Origin of the sequence: Mesorhizobium sp. BR1-1-13 (genome assembly GCF_020165515.1) — a bacterium.
Classification (GTDB): Bacteria; Pseudomonadota; Alphaproteobacteria; order Rhizobiales; family Rhizobiaceae; genus Mesorhizobium.
On the sequence record NZ_JAIUIH010000008.1, the window covers coordinates 1 to 17,124 of the forward strand.

A 17,124-nucleotide genomic window follows, 5' to 3' on the forward strand; every position below is an offset into this window, starting at 1 on the left:
CCATCAGGGTCGGCGACGGCACCAGTGCGGGCGCAGGGTACACGGCGACGGTCGCTTCGGCGCTCACCGGCAATGCCCAACTGGTGAAGACCGATGCAGGCACGTTGGTGCTGACCGGCACCAACAGCTACAGCGGCGGAACGGCGGTCAATGGCGGCACCTTGCGGGTCTCGCAGGATAGCAATCTCGGCGATGCGGCGGGCGGACTTTCCTTCAACGGCGGCGCGCTCAACACCAGTGCCAGCTTCGCCAGCGACCGCGCCGTCGACATGCTCGGCCAAGGCACGATCGCGACCGATGCCGCCACGACGCTGACGCTCAACGGGGCAATCTCCGGCGCCGGCGCCTTGACCAAGAGCGGATCGGGCACACTGGCGCTGACGGCCGACTCTTCCGGCTTCACCGGCACCACGGCGATCGGCGGCGGCACGCTCAATGTCTCGGGCAGCCTGTGCGGCGACGTCAACGTGCTATCGGGCGGGCGTCTCGAAGGCACCGGCACAGTCTGCGACACCACCAACGCCGCGGGCGGCACGATCGCCGCCGGCAATGCGGGCCTGCCGGGCACGCTCACCATTGCCGGCAACTACACCGGCAATGGCGGCATGCTGGAGATCGAGACGGTGCTCGGGGACGACAGCTCCGCCACCGACCGGCTGGTCGTCACCGGCGACACCGCCGGCACCACCACGCTCAAGGTCGCCAATCTCGGCGGCGGCGGCGCGCAGACGGTGGAAGGCATCAAGATCATCGATGTCGGCGGGACCTCGGCCGGCACCTTCTCGCTCGCCGGCGACTATGTCTTCGAGGGCGACCAGGCGGTGGTCGGTGGCGCCTATGCCTATCGGCTCTACAAGAACGGCGTCAGCACGCCGACCGACGGCGACTGGTACCTGCGTTCCGCGCTCACCACACCCAGCAATCCGCCAGGACCGCTGTACGCGCCGAGTGCGCCGCTCTACGAGGCCTATGAAGGCGTGCTGCAGACCTTCAATGAACTGGGCACCTTGCAGCAGCGCATCGGCAACAGATCGTGGGGCGAGGGGGCAACACCGGAAGGTGCTGATGTCCCGGGCCAAGGCCCGGTCGACGGCAAGGCCATCTGGGCCCGCATCGAGGCGGCGCACGCCAAGCTCGACCCGAAGACCTCGACCACCGGCACCGACTACGACGTAACGACCTGGAAGCTTTATGCCGGTGTCGACGGCCTGCTGCATGAGAGCGAGGACGGCGTGCTGATTGGCGGCATCACCGCCCATTACGGGACCGCGGTGGCGGACATCTCGTCGGTCTTCGGCACCGGCTCGATCGCCGCCACCGGCTACGGCGTCGGCGGCACGCTGACCTGGTTCGGCAACGGCGGGTTCTATGTCGACACCCAGGCGCAGGCGACCTGGTATGACAGCGATATCCGATCGGCCACGCTCGGCACCACGCTGGCCGAGGGCAACAACGGGTTCGGCTATGCCCTCAGCATCGAGAGCGGGCAGAAGATCGCGCTGTCCAACAAGTGGTCGCTGACCCCGCAGGCGCAGCTTGCTTACTCCGACGTCCGCTTCGACACCTTCACCGACAAGTTCGGCACGGCCGTGTCGCCCGGCAGTGGCGACAGCCTCGTCGGCCGCCTCGGCCTGTCGGCGGACTATGAGGACCAATGGGCGGATGCTGCGGGCCAGGTCAGCCGCACCCATGTCTATGGCATCGCTAACCTCTACTACGACTTCCTCGACGGTTATGATGTCGACGTGTCGGGCGTGAAGCTGGTCAGCCAAAACCAGGCGCTGTGGGGCGGTGTCGGCCTCGGCGGCTCGGTGGACTTCGCCGACGGCAAATACGCCGTCTTTGGCGAAGCTACCGCCAAGACAAGCCTCGAGAAGTTCGGCGACAGCAATTCAATCGGCGCCAAGCTCGGCTTCAGCGTGCGCTGGTAGGTGCGAGTCCGCTGCAACACAGTGGGATTTGATGATCGAAAATCCGGGGGCGAGGCACGCGCCCGGACCAGTGTTTGATGGGAACCGACAGAACATGAATCGGAAGAACTGGGGTAGAAGCGTCCTGCTGGGAGCAACCACGCTGCTGGTGATAGGCTTTGCCGTTTCGGCGTTTGCGCAGGAGGCCGGGCTGCCGGGTGGTGCAACTTCCCTGAGGGAGGGGCATGGTGACTGGACGGTGTCTTGCAATGTCACGACGCAGAACGGCGCGGCGGCAAAGGCCTGTGCACTTTCGCAGGAGCAAACGGATGCGCAGTCGCGCCAGCGCGTGCTGGCGATGGAAGTGCGCCCAAATGGCGAGATGGTGCAAGGAACGCTAATCTTGCCGTTCGGCCTTGCGCTGGATCAGGGCGTGACGCTGCAGATCGATGACGGCGTGGTGCTTCCGGCGCTGCGCTTCCGCACCTGCCTGCCCGGGGGCTGCCTGGTCGACCTGAGCTTCGAGGGAGACACATTGGCGGCCCTGCGCAACGGAACCAGCCTCAAGGTCAAGGTCGTCGCGGATGGCGGCAAGGAGACGAACCTGGCCCTGTCGCTGAAGGGCTTTCCCGGCGCGCTCGACAGGACGGCGGCGCTGCTGCAGTAAGACGTAGAATCGCTGCGAAGGCAGGCTGGTACTGGCAGCGGTCCGAAGCCGGATCCACCGCAACGACCGCTTGGCTGCGAGGAGCGGGACCCCTGAACAAGGAACTGTCAGCAATCAGAGACTTCTTGGTTGAATGATCGTGCCGCGGACAATTCAAGGGTTTAGCTGGCGGGTTCGGTCCGGCCGCCTTCGTCGCCGTCTTCATGGTCATGGGTGGACCGCGGCTTCCGCTTGGCGTCACCCTGCTTGCCTTCGTGCTTCTGTTCCCCGGCTCGCTGACATTCGTGAATGCGACCGTTTTATTCTCGCGGGCACCCCGAAACGGTCGCGAATTTTCCTTATCGAATACCGCTTTTGACGATCTATCTACTCACCATCCAGGGGCATAGATTGCAGGAACGGCAGATATTCTCGGATCCGCCACTCTGCGTGGGCGGCTCTACGCATGGGTGCGATCATTTTGGGGTCACTTAGTCAGGGGGCGGGCGCGGGCTATTGCGTGAGTTTCAAACCCCAAGCTCGCCAGGGGCGAAAGGAAAATACGCTATGGGCTGTCGCACAACGAGAATAGATCGGCCGCCTAAGAAGGCTGGGCGAGGGGCCGTCCAGTGTGCGTGGCCCAAATGTTAATGAGCCGGACAGCGACCGTTTAGCAGTACATGCAGAGCTCAGAGGCCGGGTGACAGTGAAGGGAAGTGGCCGCACCAAGGAGAGCTGTTCTACGAGCAACTCACAATGTCCTACTCACGCATTTGTGGCCGTTATTATCCCCGCCTACAACGCAGAACAATTCATCGAACGCACCTTGGCGTCGGTGATAAACCAGACCTACAGAAACATCGAAATAATAGTCGTCGACGACGGTTCGATCGATGAAACTGCATCAATCGTCCGCCGCCTATCTAATGACGATCCGCGTATCAAGTTGCTCCAACAGAAGAACAGTGGCGTCGCGTCGGCGCGGAATACGGGGATACGTGCAAGCAAGGGCATCTACATAGCGCCCATAGACGCCGACGATCTCTGGCACCCAACCAAACTCGAAAAGCAGCTGCGTGTTTTCGCTGCAGCAGGCAATGATGTCGGGCTTGTCTATACGCTTTACCGGACGATTGATGCCGATGATAGGGCGATCATTACGCCTAAGCGCACGCACCCGCATGGATGGGTATTCATGCAGCATCTCGGACAGAACTTTATAGGTCACGGAAGTTCGGCAATGTTCCGGCGCGATGTCTTACTCGAAATGGGTGGCTATTCCTCGCGACTGCGCGAAAACGGTGCGGAGGGTTGTGAGGACTTCTTCCTCCAATTGAGTATCGCCTCGAAATACCGATTCGATGTCGTCATGGAGCACTTGGTCGGATACCGCCGAACGCCAGGGGCTATGTCGCAAGACTTCGTCCGAATGCTCATCTCGCGTCGGATGGTGCTCGAGAGCCTCTTTGCTCGCTGCACCGAGGTGGTGAGCCCGATCCTATCGGATGTGATGTTCCGTAACGATGTCGAGATCGCCAGGCTCGGGCTTAAAAGGCGCCGCTTTGCTGCCGTCGCCATGAACTTCGCCAGGGTGCTCTGGCGATCGCCCTCGCAGTTCGCGAAAGTCGCCGGTGCGACGCTTGCCATTTTCCGGCGCAAGGCGAAGCAAGGAACCAAACTGGAACGCGAAGGCCGCAGCTCGGGGATCGGGAAACCGTTCTGGGACTACACTGTCGATGAGTTTTTCGATCGGGGCGAGAATACCGATTACCGCGCCTTGCTCAACAATCTGGCTGTAATGGACAGCAAACTTGGACCCTGCGGAGGCTATTTGGCGCAGCATCCCGAACGAGGAACCTTTGCAATGCCCCAGGAGGGCGGCGACTCAGACAGCCTGTTTCTGCTTCGAGGCTTGGAATGAAGAAGCTGCTGCTGTCGAAAGAGCAGTCGTCATCGGGCCGCAACTTGGCCCAGGGGGCAGAATGCACTTTGGAGCGGACAGTGAATGAACCGACGGTCAGTGTGACCGTCCTCATTGTCACCTACAATCACGCACGCTACGTAGCGGCAGCGATCGACAGCGTTCTCATGCAAGACGCGGAATTCGGTGTTGAGATCCTGATCAGCGAAGATTTTTCGACGGACGGTACCCGGGAGATCGTTGAGCGCTATGTATCCGATTATCCCGAAAGACTATCGGCGATCTATTCTGGCAGCAACTTGAGATCCAACGAGGTCGTTACGAGAGGACTCCGGGTTGCGCGCGGGCGCTATGTCTCGATCCTTGACGGCGACGACCTGTGGACATCCAGGACCAAGCTGCGAGATCAGGTGGCCCATCTTGACGCGCATCCTGAGCTCTCGGCCATATTTTACAATGCGCTCGTGGCGCACGGCGACGAGATCACGTCGCGGCGGTGGACGCCACCGGATCAGAAGCCCTTAATCACACAAAGGGAGATCTGGGAAGGCAATCCCTTCGCCACTTGCGGCGGTATGATGCGAACGGCGTGCGTTCGGGACGTACCATCGTGGTATGCAGATTTCTTTCCGATTACTGACTGGCCGCTGTATGTGCATTGCGCAAAGACAGCAGACCTCGCTTTTGTCGACGAGGTGGCAGGTATCTATCGTCTGCACCCGGGTGGGCTTGTATCGGCGCTGCCAAGCCCGCTCAGGCTTGATGCGATCGAGGGATTCTACCGGCGAATGGCGAATGTCATGGATGCCCGTGGGGCACAGTTTGCCCTTGGCGGCTGCTCCCGTTACTTTTACGAATGGTCGAAGCAGTATCTGAACGAAGGTGACTTGCCGTCGGCCAGATCGTGCTTCCTGCGATTGCTGCGAAGCGGCAGGGGCGGAAACAACGTGCCGAAACGCGATATCGCGCGGTTGGCACTGCTCCTGCTGAAATCCTCGGTGCTCGGGAGATGACGGCTTTCCGCAACTTCGAGAATCGCGATCCGGTCCCGTCCTTGCCACAGGCGGCTGTTCGTCCGAAGTGGTCGGTGATGATCCCCGTCTATAATAGCGCCCGCTTTCTTGCCTCAACGCTGCAAAGCGTGCTCGCGCAAGCCCCTGACCCGGCTCATATGCAGATCGAAGTGGTTGACGATTGTTCGTCCGACGATCCGCAAAAAGTCGTGAACGAAATCGGGGGAAGGCGTGTCGGCTTTTTCCGCCAGCCGCAAAACCTCGGCCATATCGGCAACTTCCACACCTGCCTGAACCGAGCCCAGGGGGAACTTGTCCATCTCCTGCACGGCGACGATGCCGTCCGACCAGAATTCTACGAATTGCTCGGTCGAGGTTTCGATGCGGACCCGAGAGTGGGAGCGGCGTTCTGCCGGACGGTCTTCATGGACGCCCATGGACAGGAGTTGTCGATCGAACCTGCAATGCAGTCAATCTCCGGACGGCTTGAGAATGCGGTGGTCCGACTGGCGCTCGAACAGCGCATCATGACGCCGTCCATCGCGGTCCGACGCGCGGTCTACGAAGAACTCGGCGGCTTCGACCGGCGGCTGAAATGCAGCGAAGACTGGGAGATGTGGATACGCATCGCTTCTCGTTTTCCCGTCTGGTACGAACCGCGAGCCCTTGCACTTTATCGGATGCACCCGCAATCGAACACAGGACGCCATATCCGGAGTGCCGGGGACATGGCCTACACGCGAATGGCGATTGATATTTTCAAGAGCTATCTTCCAAGCGAACTCGCGGACGATGTCGCCGCATCGGCTCGGCGGACCTATTCGCAAAGCGCTCTCGAAACCGGGCGGCGGCTGCTTGGCTCTGGTGATTGGGCTGGATGCCTCGCGCAAATGAGTGAAGCCTTCCAACTCGATCCGTCGCTCAAGACAATTGGACGTATGCTGCGACTCGTTGCGAAGCAGGGAGGCGAGATTGTCCGCCCAAATTGAAACTGTGCAACGGCAGCCGGCACGCCTGCGGCAAGGTGAGCCTGTCCGTCTCGTTTTGGCCGGATGTGGCGCCGTCACGAAGCTCTACTATGCGGAAGCGCTGTCGCGCCTTCAAGGCAGAGGCCAGATCGCAGTCGCAGGCATCTTTGATCCCGAAGCGAAATCCGCCGCGGTCGTACAGGCGAGGCTGCCCGGAGCGAAGGTTGCAGCCAGTTTCGACGGCCTTTTGGCTGTGGGCGCCGATGTGGCGATCATCGCTTCCCCGCCTCGATACCATCTTGATCAGTCGATGCAGGCGTTGCGGGCCGGCATGCATGTTCTATGCGAGAAGCCGATGGCCACGAGCAGCTCCGACGCAGATCTTATCCTCGCGGTAGCGGCAGCCAACAACCTGCATGTGGCAACAGGCCTCGTCAGAAGGCAGTTCCCTGCCACCCGATCGATAAAGGCCATGGTCGAGGGCGGATTGATCGGAAAAATCCAAAGTGTTTGTTGTTTTGAGGGTGGCCCCTTCCAGTGGCCTGTCGCTTCGACGAGCTATTTCAGCCGCGCGGAATCCGGCGGTGGAGTGCTTCAGGACATAGGCACGCACTGCCTCGACCTCCTGACCTGGTGGTTCGGAGAGCCCCATGAAATCCACTACGCCGATGACGCAATGGGCGGCGTCGAGGCGAACTGCCTTGTCCGGTTAGGTTTTGGCGGCTTCGAGGCAACGGTCCGGTTGAGCCGTGATTGGGCTCGTCCGAACCTTTACCGTCTTGAGGGCGAACGTGGCTCGATTTCTTGGGCAGTCAATGAGACTGAGCTTGTAGAGATCGCCTTGAAAGGATGCCGCACGACAGCCACCGCCTCCTTCACCAACACCGACGACCGGTCGCGCGATTTCGTCGACGCGTTCTGCGATCAGATTTCGGACTTGGTCGACACGGTCCGAAATGGAATCCCCCTTTCCGGGTCCGCCACAGCGGGGCGCAACGTGCTCAAGCAAATCGAGGAATGCTATGCCAGACGGAAACGGCTGGACATGCCTTGGCTCGGAGCAGAAGACTTTCGCCACGTCATTGCTTCCGCCGAGACCAGACAATGACCGGCACTGTTGCCGTGCTTGGCGCCAACGGCTTCATAGGTTGCCGTACCGTGGAGTTGCTGCATCTTTCCGGCTGGGCAGAGGTGAGGCCGATCGTTCGCAGGCCGAGTGCCTTCGCCAGCCTGTCCCGCTTTGCGATCGATGGAAGGGTGGCGGACGCGCATGACGTTCCTGCTCTTACTGCGGCCCTTGTTGGCTGTCAGTCCGTTGTTCATGCAGTGGCCGGTGATACTCGCACGATCGTCGATGCCGTCGAGCCTGTCTATCGTGCCGCCGCCGCCGCGGGCGTCGTTCGCCTGGTCTACCTCAGTAGCGCATCCGTTCACGGCCAATCGCCGCCGCCCGGAACGGACGAAACGAGCGCGCTGCACGACGGCCAGACGGTCGAGTACAACAATGCCAAGGTTCGTGCTGAACGTCGTCTCGGGGAATTGTCACGGGACGGTGCAATCCAGGTGGTGGTGCTGCGGCCCGGAATTGTCTTTGGCCCGCGCTCCAGCTGGACGGGCGGCTTTGCCAACGATCTCCTCGAAGGCTCTGCCTATCTGGTGGATGGCGGCCATGGCATCTGCAACAGCGCTTATGTCGACAATGTCGTTCATGCGATCAAGCTTGCCATCGAAGTGCCCGAGGCGGCTGGGCGAACCTATCTGGTCGGGGACCGCGAAAGGATAAGTTGGGCAGATCTTTGCCGCCCGATCGCCGAGGCATTGGGCTTCGACCTGGCTGCGATTTCGGTTTCCGCGCCATTGTCATTCGCACCGAACTGGACACAATGGCTGAGAGATGGCGACCTATACCGGCGGCTTGTCCGAAGCCTCCCGAGACCCGTTCGCAGCGGACTAAAGGTAGGCTATGCCGAGTGGCGGAAGTCAGGGCTCAATCAGAGGCCGCCTACGGCTCCAAAGATCAAGATATCTGAAGAACGTGCGCTGTTGCACCGGTGTCGGGTGAAACTCCCGTCGGCCAAGGCCGAGCGCGAGCTCGGATACCAACCGGTGGTCGGCTTCGAGGAGGCATGTCGGCGATCAGTCGCATGGCTAACCTTTGCCGGCTACCCGACTGCGCGGAGCCAAGTGGGCGAGAGATGACCGCCAGACCCGCCGTAGCCCGTGTCTCGGTTGTCATTACGACCTATAACCATGCTCGATTTCTCGCGGAAGCGATCGACAGTGTCCGGAACCAGAGCGTGCGGCCCGATGAAATCATCGTTGTGGACGATGGTTCGTTGGACAATCCCGAGAACGTCGTTCGCCGGTATGTCGACGTCCACTACATCCGCCAAAAAAACCAGGGTTTAGCCGCTGCCCGGAATACGGGAATGAAGGCAGCACGTGGCGATTTCATCGCGTTCCTGGATGCCGATGACAGGCTGCGCCCGACGGCGCTCGCCACCAATCTTGCTTTGTTCCATGACAGTCCCGATTGCGCCTTGGTCTATGGAGCCTATTGCTACATCGATGAGACCGGCGCAGTCAGGAATTCAGTTCCGCTGAGGCCAGTGGGAGAGGACCCGTATGCCGGATTCTTGACCGGCAACCTGATTGGAATGCATGCGACGGTGCTCTATCGCCGTAGCACATTGGAGGCCGCTGGCGGATTTGATCGATCCCTACGGGCTTGCGAGGATTACGACGTCTACCTTCGCCTGTCCCGGGCAAACAAGGCCGCATGCACCCCGGAGTGTCTCGCAGATTACCGCAGGCACGCAACGAATATGTCCAACAGCAATCCGATGATGTTGCGCGCGGCGCTAAAAGTCCTTGGCCGGCAGAGGAACCTTGCGCACACCAATCCAGACTGGACGGCCGCCTACCATCAGGGCGTCGAAAATTGGAAACGCTATTATGCGCATATGCAACTGGGACAGCTTAGTACAGCGGTTCGATCCCGTTCCTCGCTCGGCGGTCAGCTGCTGAACACCATTGCCGTTTCGCTCGCAGCGCCCTTGCAGACCACCATGATGCTGCTGCAGCGTTTCAAGGGCTGGTCAAGTCGGCGCCGCTCGGGCGTCCGGTTCGGTGACCTCAGCCGCCCGCTGCCCTTCAGTACAAATTTCGGTTTTGATCGCGGGAAGCCAGTGGACCGCCGCTATGTCGAGACTTTCCTCGCATCATGTTCGCTGAACATATCCGGCAGGGTTCTGGAGATCGGGGACAACGCCTATACGACCCGCTTCGGAGGCAGTCGGGTTGCCACGAGCGACGTTCTAAACCGATATGAAGGTCACCCGTTGACGACCTTGGTGGGCGATCTGGCCAACGGCGACGATCTGCCGTCCGAAACATTTGACTGCATCGTGCTCACCCAGACCCTGCACCTCCTTTTCGATCTCCCTGCTGCGGTTGCAACCCTATGGCGGATGCTGAAACCGGGAGGCGTGCTCCTGGTCACGGTGCCTTGGGTAAGCCCGATTGACCGAGGTGAATGGGGCGAGAGCTGGTTCTGGTCGATAACCCCGGCGGCGCTGGGCCGGCTTCTCTCAGAGAGGTTCGGGGTGGAGAATGTCGAAGTCTGCCACTATGGAAACGCCTATTCGGCTACCGGATTTCTCTATGGCTTGGCAGAACATGAGCTGAATTCGGCAATGCTCGATGTGCATGACCCCTGTTGTCCGGTGATTGTCGCCGCGCGCGCTTTCAGGCGATGAGCGGCGTGACGGTGCGTCAAACTCTCAGCAAGCTCCTGCGACGGGGCCGATTGCTTGCTGGTTACAATCGGCCGCTCGTGCTGATGTATCACCGCGTCGGAGAACCGCTCGTCGATCCTTGGGAACTCTCGGTCTCGCCACAAAATTTCGCGCGCCAAATCGAAACCCTGGCAAAGGCGCGCGATATCGTTCCCCTGCAATGGCTGGCACAACGGCTTCGGGACGGAAAGCCACCGAGAAATGCCGCGGCAGTCACCTTTGACGACGGTTATGCGGATGTCGTGCAAAATGCCGTGCCGATCATGCTACGCATGAACGCTCCTGTGACTGTCTTCGTCACCACCCACGCGCTCACCGATCCCTCAGTGTTCTGGTGGGATATTCTGTCGCGCATTACTTTGGAGACGCCTGCTCTCCCGGAGAGGCTGGCGATCCAGATCGCAGGCCGAAACTATGATTGGCTCGTGACGGAGGACGCCACGCGCGCGAAATCGAATCTCGCCATCAGTCGCACGGCGCTCCATTTCGGCTTACACGCACTGCTGAAGCCGTTGAGAGTACACGAACGGAAGAGGGCGCTGCAGCAGCTGGCAAGATGGGCAGGAACCGACGCCAGCCCCCGAACGCGTGATCGCGCCATGACTCATTCGGAGCTGCGGCATCTCGCCGACACCGATGGCGTTTCGATCGGTGCCCACACCTGCACGCATCCGTCCCTGCCGTTGCTGAAACGGGACAATCTTGAACGCGAGATCTCCGCTAGCCGCCAACAATGCGAAGAGATCACAGGGCGGAGGGTGGCGGGATTCGCATACCCCTTCGGAGACTTCGACGACAGCACCGCCAAAGCGGTAAGATCTGCTGGCATGGACTATGCAGTAACCACCCTGCCGCGTGAAGCTGGGCCCAGGGTCGACCCCTTCCGACTGCCGCGGGTCACGGTCGCTGATTGGGGTGAGATAGAGTTCCGGCGTACGGTGCTATGCCATGGCTGACCATGCATGCGGAGAACCGCGCGTCACGGCAGTCATCGTCGTGTTCAACGGTGAGAGATATCTCCGGGAAGCTATTGACAGCGTTGTCGGTCAAAGCTTCACCGACTGGGAACTCCTCGTGGTCGACGATGGCTCGAGGGACCGTTCATCTGTCATCGTGCGCGACTATGAGCAGCGCTTGCCAGGCAAGGTGCGACTACTCTCTCATCCCGACAATGGCAATCATGGTATTAGCGCGTCGCGCAACCGTGGGCTGGCCGAGGCGCGGGGCGTCTATGTCGCGTTTCTTGATGCAGACGATACATGGCTGCCCGAAAAGCTGTCCGAACAAGTCTCCATCATGGAAAGCGATCCGGCGCTCGGCATGATCTACGGCCGGACGCTGATCTGGCATAGCTGGGAAGCGGTTGCTGGCCGTGCGGACTACTATTACCCGCTCGGAGTCGAACCAAACGCCCGATACGATCCGCCCGTGCTGCTGGAGCTGCTGCTGCAGAACCAGGCCCAGACGCCGACTACTTGCAATGCCCTGATGCGTTCAAGCTTGTTCGCAACCCTCGGGGGATTCGAGAACAGTTTTCGCCTGATGTTCGAAGACCAGACATTCTTTGCGAAGGCGCTCGCATTTGCACCCGTCTACGTGTCCGGCCAGACTTGGGCGAGATACCGCCAGCACGTCGAAAGCTGCTCTGCTGCTTCTGCCAGGGCAGGCACTGACGAAGCCGCGCGTATCACGTTTCTCAAATGGCTGAATGGGGTGATGGTGGATCAGGGCGCCTCCCTCCGCATTCGTTCCGCAATCTGGAAAGTGCTCGCGCGCGAGACCTGGAAGATGAGCAAGCGAAGTATCAGCAGACGGCTGCCGCGATGACTTCCCTGCCGCGGGTGACAATCATAACCCCCTTCCTCAACGCGGAATCAAATCTGGGCGAAGCGATCGCCAGCGTCCGGGCCCAGACGGTTGCGGATTGGGAGCTCTTGCTGGTCGACGACACTTCGACGGACGACAGTGTCAGGATCGCCAATGATGCCGCGGCAACCGATCCCCGAATTAAGGTGCTGCGCAGGCCGCCCGGATCCAAGCGTGGCGCCGCGGCAGCGAGAAACGCCGGAATAGCGGCCGGCTGCGGCGATTTGCTCGCCTTCCTGGATGCAGATGATTTGTATGAGCCGCATATGCTGCAGACGGTCCTGGCGGCAGCCGATGCAAACCCGGATGCCGCAATGATTTTCGGGCCGACCAAATGGTGGTACCCGGATGGAGCGCGCTCCGACTGGATCGAGCCGACGGACGGACTTGCCGCACGCTTGCATCAGCCCCCCAGGCTTCTGGGGCGGCTTCTGCTGATGCAGGACGGCCACGTTCCGTGCACCTGTTCCGTGCTCTTGCGGAGAAGCGCGATTAGCACGGTTGGGGGCTTTGAGGAGCACTTTGATCTCTATGAAGACCAGGCTCTGTGGGCGAAGCTATTCCTGCGATTCCCAGCCTTTGTTACTCCTGTAACTCTCGCATGTTACCGGCAGCATTCCAGTTCGGCCTCGGCGAGGGCCACTGAGCGAGGGCTCTACGACCGGATGGGGAAACACCCCGCCCGCGCCGCTTTTCTGGACTGGATCGCGGAGCATGTGATGGAAAGTGGAACGCGGGATTTCCGCCTCCAATTGGCGCTGCGGCTGGCACGCGCGCCCTATGTCACGCCTGCAACGATCGGAAGCAAAGCCGAACGGCTTGCCCTGAAGATCATGATGTGGACAGCAAAGCAGCGGCGCAGGGTTCGGCGACAGCTTGCGCACGTGGCCAGGTGAGGCGTCACTTCCTGACCACCCATCGATGCGGGAAGCTGACATTGCCAAAGCCAGGCTGGGCGCTGACCGGTCGATCGTCGAGCAAACCGGGCATGACATCGAACACAGCGGCCGTCTCGACATGGTCTTCGACCACCCTGTCGTCCGCCACCAGCGCTACGTCAATCCTGTAGCGCCCTGGTCTCAGCATTAGGCTGTCCACATGTACCGTGTAGACTTCGCCCTGACGGTCATGCAGGGAATGCTCCCGGCTATCAAAGGAGGTCACAGGATCCCCGAGATCATCGATGATAGTCACAAGGCACTGCAATGTTTCGCGCGGCCCATCAACCTGAAGCCGAAAAGTTGCCGGCTGCCCGGACGCGACGGGACCCATTTCATTGAAGACTTCGATGCCGACCACACGGAGGCGGCCGCGCCCGGTGCGCGTGGACCGCACACTCAGATCGGTTCCTGCGCGTGCCTCAAGCGTCTGGAGATAACCCCGGACCACGTCCTGAGTCGGGCCGTCCGCCTGGATCATCCCGCCGTCGACAAGGATTGCGCGGGTGCAAAGTCGCTGTAGAACCGGCATCTGGTGACTGACGATCAGCACGGTGCGGCCTGTCCCGGCGATGCTCGCTGCCTTGGCAATGCATTTCTTCTGGAACGTGGCATCCCCGACGGCCAAGACCTCATCGACGACCAGAATGTCGGGATTGACGTGGGCGGCAATCGCGAAGGCCAGACGCAAGTACATGCCGCTTGAGTATCGTTTGACAGGCGTATCGAGAAACGGCTCGACCCCGGAGAAATCCACGATCTCGTCAAGCTTGGAATTGATCTCAATGCGCCGCATGCCGAGTATGGCCCCGTTGAGATAAATGTTCTCACGGCCGGTCAGTTCGGCATGGAACCCCGTGCCGACCTCCAGCAAAGCTCCCAGCCGTCCACGTATCGTCGCGCGGCCGGAAGTCGGCTCCACGATCTTCGCCAATATCTTGAGAATGGTGCTCTTTCCTGCACCGTTGGGGCCGATCACGGCAAGGACTTCGCCTGCGTGCACCTCGAAGGAGACGTTTTTCAACGCCCAGAACGGCTCGTCCGCACCTTTGCGGTGGCTTGTATCGGCCTCCCCGCGAAGGCCCCGCCTTTTGCTGGCGAGCGCGTCTCGCAGCGTGGGGAAGCTGTTGTTCGCTACACCAAGTCTATACGCCTTGGAGAGATTGGCAGCCTGAATCACAATGTCGGTCATCACTCAGATCAGGTCCGGAAACGCGCGTTCGGATTTTGAGAAGATAGTCAGTCCGGCAACGAGAAGGGCCAACGAGGAGAGCGTTGATATCGAGATCATGAGCCAGTCCGCAGGTGTGCCCAGTACGCTCCAGCGGATGGCTTCGACTGTCCCAACCATTGGGTTCAGACTATAGAGCGGCCGCCACAATTGAGGGACGAGATTGGCTGGATAGACGATCGGGGTCATGAACAGAAGTATCTGAAGGCTGAACGGCAAGAGATAGCCCACATCGCGAAAGCGAACGTTGATCGCCGACAATGCCACGCCCACTCCAGTCGCTGACGCAGCCATCACGAGCACGAACAGCGGCAAGAAGACTGCTTGTGGTGCCGGCCAGCTTCCGAATGCCAGCATGGCGGCGAACAAAAGAGCAAAGCCGACGAGCATATCGGTCAGGCATGAGGCCATCGTGGAGATAGGAATGATCAGACGCGGGAAATAGACGCGTTTCACCAGTTCCTGGTTTCTGACGAGGCTGCCCGTCATGCTGGCGACGGCTCGCGAAAAAAAACTCCATGGCACAAGCCCACACAGAACAAATAATGGGTATGGCGCGCCGTTGGACGAAATGCCTGCGAGCTTGCCGAAGAAGATGCTGAAGACCGACATAGCAACGAGCGGCTGCAGCATTGCCCAAAGGATGCCCAGATAAGTCTGCCGGTATTTGACCTTGAAATCACGCCAGGCCAGGAAGAACACAACTTCCCGATATCGCCAAAGCTCGGAAGGTTCGAACAGTCCTCGCTTGCGGGACGGATCGATGATTGTCACGACAGCTGATTGTGCGCCTGTCCGGTCCGACACGATGATGGCGTCCGCCTCCCTTGACAGCCCCATTGAGGCCTACATTTCCGCGCAGTGCAATCAGCACTTTTGATGGTGCCTGCCGTTCCACGAACCTCACCATTCGAGAGCGCATAGCAGCCGCCCTTGATGCTCGACCAGATCCTCCGGAGGCGCGAGATCGCGCCGCTCCAACCGGAAGGAGGCATTTCTCGCACACGGACTTTACGTTCGATCCGGATGCGAACGAACACTTGCCCGGGCCGTCTGAGTTTCTACCGCTATTCTCCCACCTGTGCTGGGTTTGTCGAGGATACATTTCCCCATTGAACTTGTGGTGATGTTATGCCCATCGAAGATAGTCAGGCTACAGAAATCTTTCGTTTTTACAGTGTAGTGTATGCACTGCACCGCTGGTGACAGGGTCCTTAAGATGTGCCATTGTCCAATGGGGTGGTACTATTTGCGCGGATTTGGGTTGTTCGGGCGATGCGCGTTGCGCGAACTATCATTGCGTGGAGGGAGTGACATCTCATTGGCAATTCAGACGGCTTGATGAGTCAGCGTTCATAGCTCCTGAGCAAGCTGCAAAGCTTTGGGTCGGAAATGAAAAGTGTTCTTGTCGCGGGAGCAGCCGGGTTCATCGGGTCCCACCTGGTTGATCGACTGTTGTTAAGGCAAGAAATCAATCGAATTGTTGCTGTTGACAATTTCTGGACTGGTACGCGTGCCAATCTGGATCATATCGCCGACCCTCGCTTGGTCGTGGTAGATGTGGCTGTTGAAGATTTTCAGCAGGGGAGCCTTTTTGACGAGATCTATCATCTCGCCTCGCCTGCTTCGCCTCCCTGGTATATGCAAGATCCGGTACGAACCATCTCGGCCAACGTAATAGGAACTATGCGGCTTCTGACCCTTCTTCGCGCCGGGGGCCGCTTCTGTTTCACGTCCACGTCTGAGGTTTACGGCGATCCGCTGGTAACACCGCAACCGGAAACTTATAGGGGCTCCGTTGATTGCACGGGGCCGCGTTCATCGTATGACGAAGGTAAGCGTTGCGCCGAGGCCCTGCTTTTTGAGAGTAACCGATTGAGCGGGCTCGACATTCGAGTTGCAAGATTGTTCAACGTCTACGGACCTAGGACACGACCTGACGATGGACGCGCAGTATCAAATTTCATCACGAATGCGCTGTTCGGCAAACCTATAATCGTTTTTGGCGACGGCTTGCAGTCGCGGAGTTGGGGATACGTCAGCGATATCGTGGACGGCCTAGAACAATTCTTCTGGGGGGAGGAGCATGGTTATATTGGTCCCCTGAACATCGGAAACGATCGTGAGATTTCCGTTGTCGATGTTGCCCGTTACGTCGCTGGCTTGGTGCCAGGCACCAAAATCGTGCATGTTGATCCGATCCCCCAAGATCCGACGAACCGCTGTCCGGACTTAACTCTAGCGCGGAGGATCATCCCCGGCTGGGCCTGTCAAATACCTCTTGAAGAGGGTGTGCGCCTCACCCTGGATTGGTTTCGCCGCCAGCAACAGAACGACTTGTCCAGTGTGTCCTCGGACTCGGTGGTTGCCGCATCGGTGTGAGTGGGATCCGCCCCGATAAAATGTGACCGAAAAGGGGAGAAATGTGCTCGCCGCAATCCGGTTCCTTCGAGTGCGGAAGGCTCCGCCCGCGGCAATGCATGCTTCCCCAGCAACTCCTCCAACGCGTGGTCGGCAACCTTATGGGTGTTCGAGCGGCGCGGATGGCCTCGGCGACGATCCCAGTTCGTGATGGTCACACCTTGCGCTGGCAGGTGATAAGGCCCGTACGACCGGAAGGCTGGGCGATCAGAGGCAGTGGCATGCCTTGATCAGGAAGATTACTCCCACGAAGTAAGGCAGGGCTAAAAGCCCCAAGGCGATCCAGAAGCCGGGTTCGGCCATTGCGGCGAGATCTGACAGAAGTTGCTTCATGTCGCCTCGGTCCACGCCCCCTGATCGCTCCGCATCCGATCCACAAGGAAAGAGCCCGCTCTTGAGGGAGGGGGAAGCGA

At 60.0% G+C, this 17,124-nt stretch carries 15 protein-coding genes; 12 read left to right on the top strand and 3 right to left on the bottom strand.

Translation table 11 applies throughout. The features are described from left to right. The 11 genes from LB533_RS18750 to LB533_RS18800 form a co-directional block, all read left to right on the top strand. Positions 1-1,931 (top strand): autotransporter outer membrane beta-barrel domain-containing protein (locus LB533_RS18750; RefSeq protein WP_224677898.1); only part of this gene is annotated, 1,931 nt, incomplete at its 5' end. A 94-nt stretch (positions 1,932-2,025) separates the two neighbouring features. Further along, the gene (locus LB533_RS18755) at positions 2,026-2,577 is read left to right on the top strand and encodes an invasion associated locus B family protein (RefSeq protein WP_224677899.1); all 552 of its coding nucleotides are present in this window, start codon (positions 2,026-2,028) and stop codon (positions 2,575-2,577) included. A 754-nt stretch (positions 2,578-3,331) separates the two neighbouring features. Further along, entirely contained in the window at positions 3,332-4,477 is a 1,146-nt protein-coding gene (locus tag LB533_RS18760) for a glycosyltransferase family 2 protein (RefSeq protein WP_181169437.1), read from the top strand. Beyond that, entirely contained in the window at positions 4,474-5,490 is a 1,017-nt protein-coding gene (locus LB533_RS18765; RefSeq protein WP_224677900.1) for a glycosyltransferase family 2 protein, read from the top strand. The genes LB533_RS18760 and LB533_RS18765 overlap by 4 nt, the downstream gene beginning before the upstream one ends. Beyond that, the gene (locus LB533_RS18770) at positions 5,487-6,479 is read left to right on the top strand and encodes a glycosyltransferase family 2 protein (RefSeq protein WP_224677901.1); all 993 of its coding nucleotides are present in this window, start codon (positions 5,487-5,489) and stop codon (positions 6,477-6,479) included. Before LB533_RS18765 ends, LB533_RS18770 begins: the two co-directional genes overlap by 4 nt. Next, complete coding sequence (locus LB533_RS18775; RefSeq protein WP_181169438.1) at positions 6,463-7,566, top strand: Gfo/Idh/MocA family protein; 1,104 nt, start codon at positions 6,463-6,465, stop codon at positions 7,564-7,566. The genes LB533_RS18770 and LB533_RS18775 overlap by 17 nt, the downstream gene beginning before the upstream one ends. Continuing rightward, positions 7,563-8,657: an NAD-dependent epimerase/dehydratase family protein gene (locus LB533_RS18780; protein ID WP_181169439.1), complete on the top strand. Its 1,095-nt coding sequence runs from the start codon at positions 7,563-7,565 to the stop codon at positions 8,655-8,657. The genes LB533_RS18775 and LB533_RS18780 overlap by 4 nt, the downstream gene beginning before the upstream one ends. Then, positions 8,654-10,216: a glycosyltransferase gene (locus tag LB533_RS18785; RefSeq protein ID WP_140641773.1), complete on the top strand. Its 1,563-nt coding sequence runs from the start codon at positions 8,654-8,656 to the stop codon at positions 10,214-10,216. The genes LB533_RS18780 and LB533_RS18785 overlap by 4 nt, the downstream gene beginning before the upstream one ends. Then, entirely contained in the window at positions 10,213-11,211 is a 999-nt protein-coding gene (locus LB533_RS18790; RefSeq protein ID WP_140641775.1) for a polysaccharide deacetylase family protein, read from the top strand. The genes LB533_RS18785 and LB533_RS18790 overlap by 4 nt, the downstream gene beginning before the upstream one ends. Continuing rightward, a complete protein-coding gene (locus LB533_RS18795) occupies positions 11,204-12,082 on the top strand; it encodes a glycosyltransferase family 2 protein (protein WP_140641777.1) in 879 nt (292 codons plus the stop codon). Before LB533_RS18790 ends, LB533_RS18795 begins: the two co-directional genes overlap by 8 nt. Beyond that, a complete protein-coding gene (locus LB533_RS18800; RefSeq protein ID WP_181169440.1) occupies positions 12,079-13,017 on the top strand; it encodes a glycosyltransferase family 2 protein in 939 nt (312 codons plus the stop codon). Before LB533_RS18795 ends, LB533_RS18800 begins: the two co-directional genes overlap by 4 nt. 4 nt (positions 13,018-13,021) lie before the next feature. On the opposite strand, the gene LB533_RS18805 is transcribed toward LB533_RS18800, so the two are convergent. Both LB533_RS18805 and LB533_RS18810 read right to left on the bottom strand, forming a co-directional pair. Further along, positions 13,022-14,251, bottom strand: coding sequence for an ABC transporter ATP-binding protein (locus LB533_RS18805; protein WP_140641781.1), 1,230 nt, complete (start codon positions 14,249-14,251; stop codon positions 13,022-13,024). Between the two features lie 3 nt (positions 14,252-14,254). Further along, a complete protein-coding gene (locus LB533_RS18810) occupies positions 14,255-15,130 on the bottom strand; it encodes an ABC transporter permease (protein WP_140517471.1) in 876 nt (291 codons plus the stop codon). A 552-nt stretch (positions 15,131-15,682) separates the two neighbouring features. Between LB533_RS18810 and LB533_RS18815 the strand changes: the two genes are divergently transcribed. Continuing rightward, positions 15,683-16,672: an NAD-dependent epimerase/dehydratase family protein gene (locus LB533_RS18815; protein WP_140641783.1), complete on the top strand. Its 990-nt coding sequence runs from the start codon at positions 15,683-15,685 to the stop codon at positions 16,670-16,672. A gap of 246 nt (positions 16,673-16,918) precedes the next feature. Here LB533_RS18815 and LB533_RS29900 read toward each other — a convergent pair whose 3' ends face one another. Next, on the bottom strand, positions 16,919-17,044 hold the full coding sequence (locus LB533_RS29900) for a hypothetical protein (RefSeq protein ID WP_263487607.1): 126 nt from the start codon (positions 17,042-17,044) through the stop codon (positions 16,919-16,921). Positions 17,045-17,124 lie beyond the last annotated feature (80 nt).

Bases quoted from the DNA above. Each gene is read 5' to 3' on its own strand.
- LB533_RS18755 (WP_224677899.1), top strand. From the start codon at position 2,026: ATGAATCGGAAGAACTGGGGTAGAAGCGTCCTGCTGGGAGCAACCACG.
- LB533_RS18815 (WP_140641783.1), top strand. From the start codon at position 15,683: ATGAAAAGTGTTCTTGTCGCGGGAGCAGCCGGGTTCATCGGGTCCCAC.
- LB533_RS18800 (WP_181169440.1), top strand. From the start codon at position 12,079: ATGACTTCCCTGCCGCGGGTGACAATCATAACCCCCTTCCTCAACGCG.
- LB533_RS18790 (WP_140641775.1), top strand. From the start codon at position 10,213: ATGAGCGGCGTGACGGTGCGTCAAACTCTCAGCAAGCTCCTGCGACGG.
- LB533_RS18780 (WP_181169439.1), top strand. From the start codon at position 7,563: ATGACCGGCACTGTTGCCGTGCTTGGCGCCAACGGCTTCATAGGTTGC.
- LB533_RS18795 (WP_140641777.1), top strand. From the start codon at position 11,204: ATGGCTGACCATGCATGCGGAGAACCGCGCGTCACGGCAGTCATCGTC.
- LB533_RS18765 (WP_224677900.1), top strand. From the start codon at position 4,474: ATGAAGAAGCTGCTGCTGTCGAAAGAGCAGTCGTCATCGGGCCGCAAC.
- LB533_RS18805 (WP_140641781.1), bottom strand. From the start codon at position 14,251: ATGACCGACATTGTGATTCAGGCTGCCAATCTCTCCAAGGCGTATAGA.
- LB533_RS29900 (WP_263487607.1), bottom strand. From the start codon at position 17,044: ATGAAGCAACTTCTGTCAGATCTCGCCGCAATGGCCGAACCCGGCTTC.
- LB533_RS18770 (WP_224677901.1), top strand. From the start codon at position 5,487: ATGACGGCTTTCCGCAACTTCGAGAATCGCGATCCGGTCCCGTCCTTG.
- LB533_RS18810 (WP_140517471.1), bottom strand. From the start codon at position 15,130: ATGGGGCTGTCAAGGGAGGCGGACGCCATCATCGTGTCGGACCGGACA.
- LB533_RS18785 (WP_140641773.1), top strand. From the start codon at position 8,654: ATGACCGCCAGACCCGCCGTAGCCCGTGTCTCGGTTGTCATTACGACC.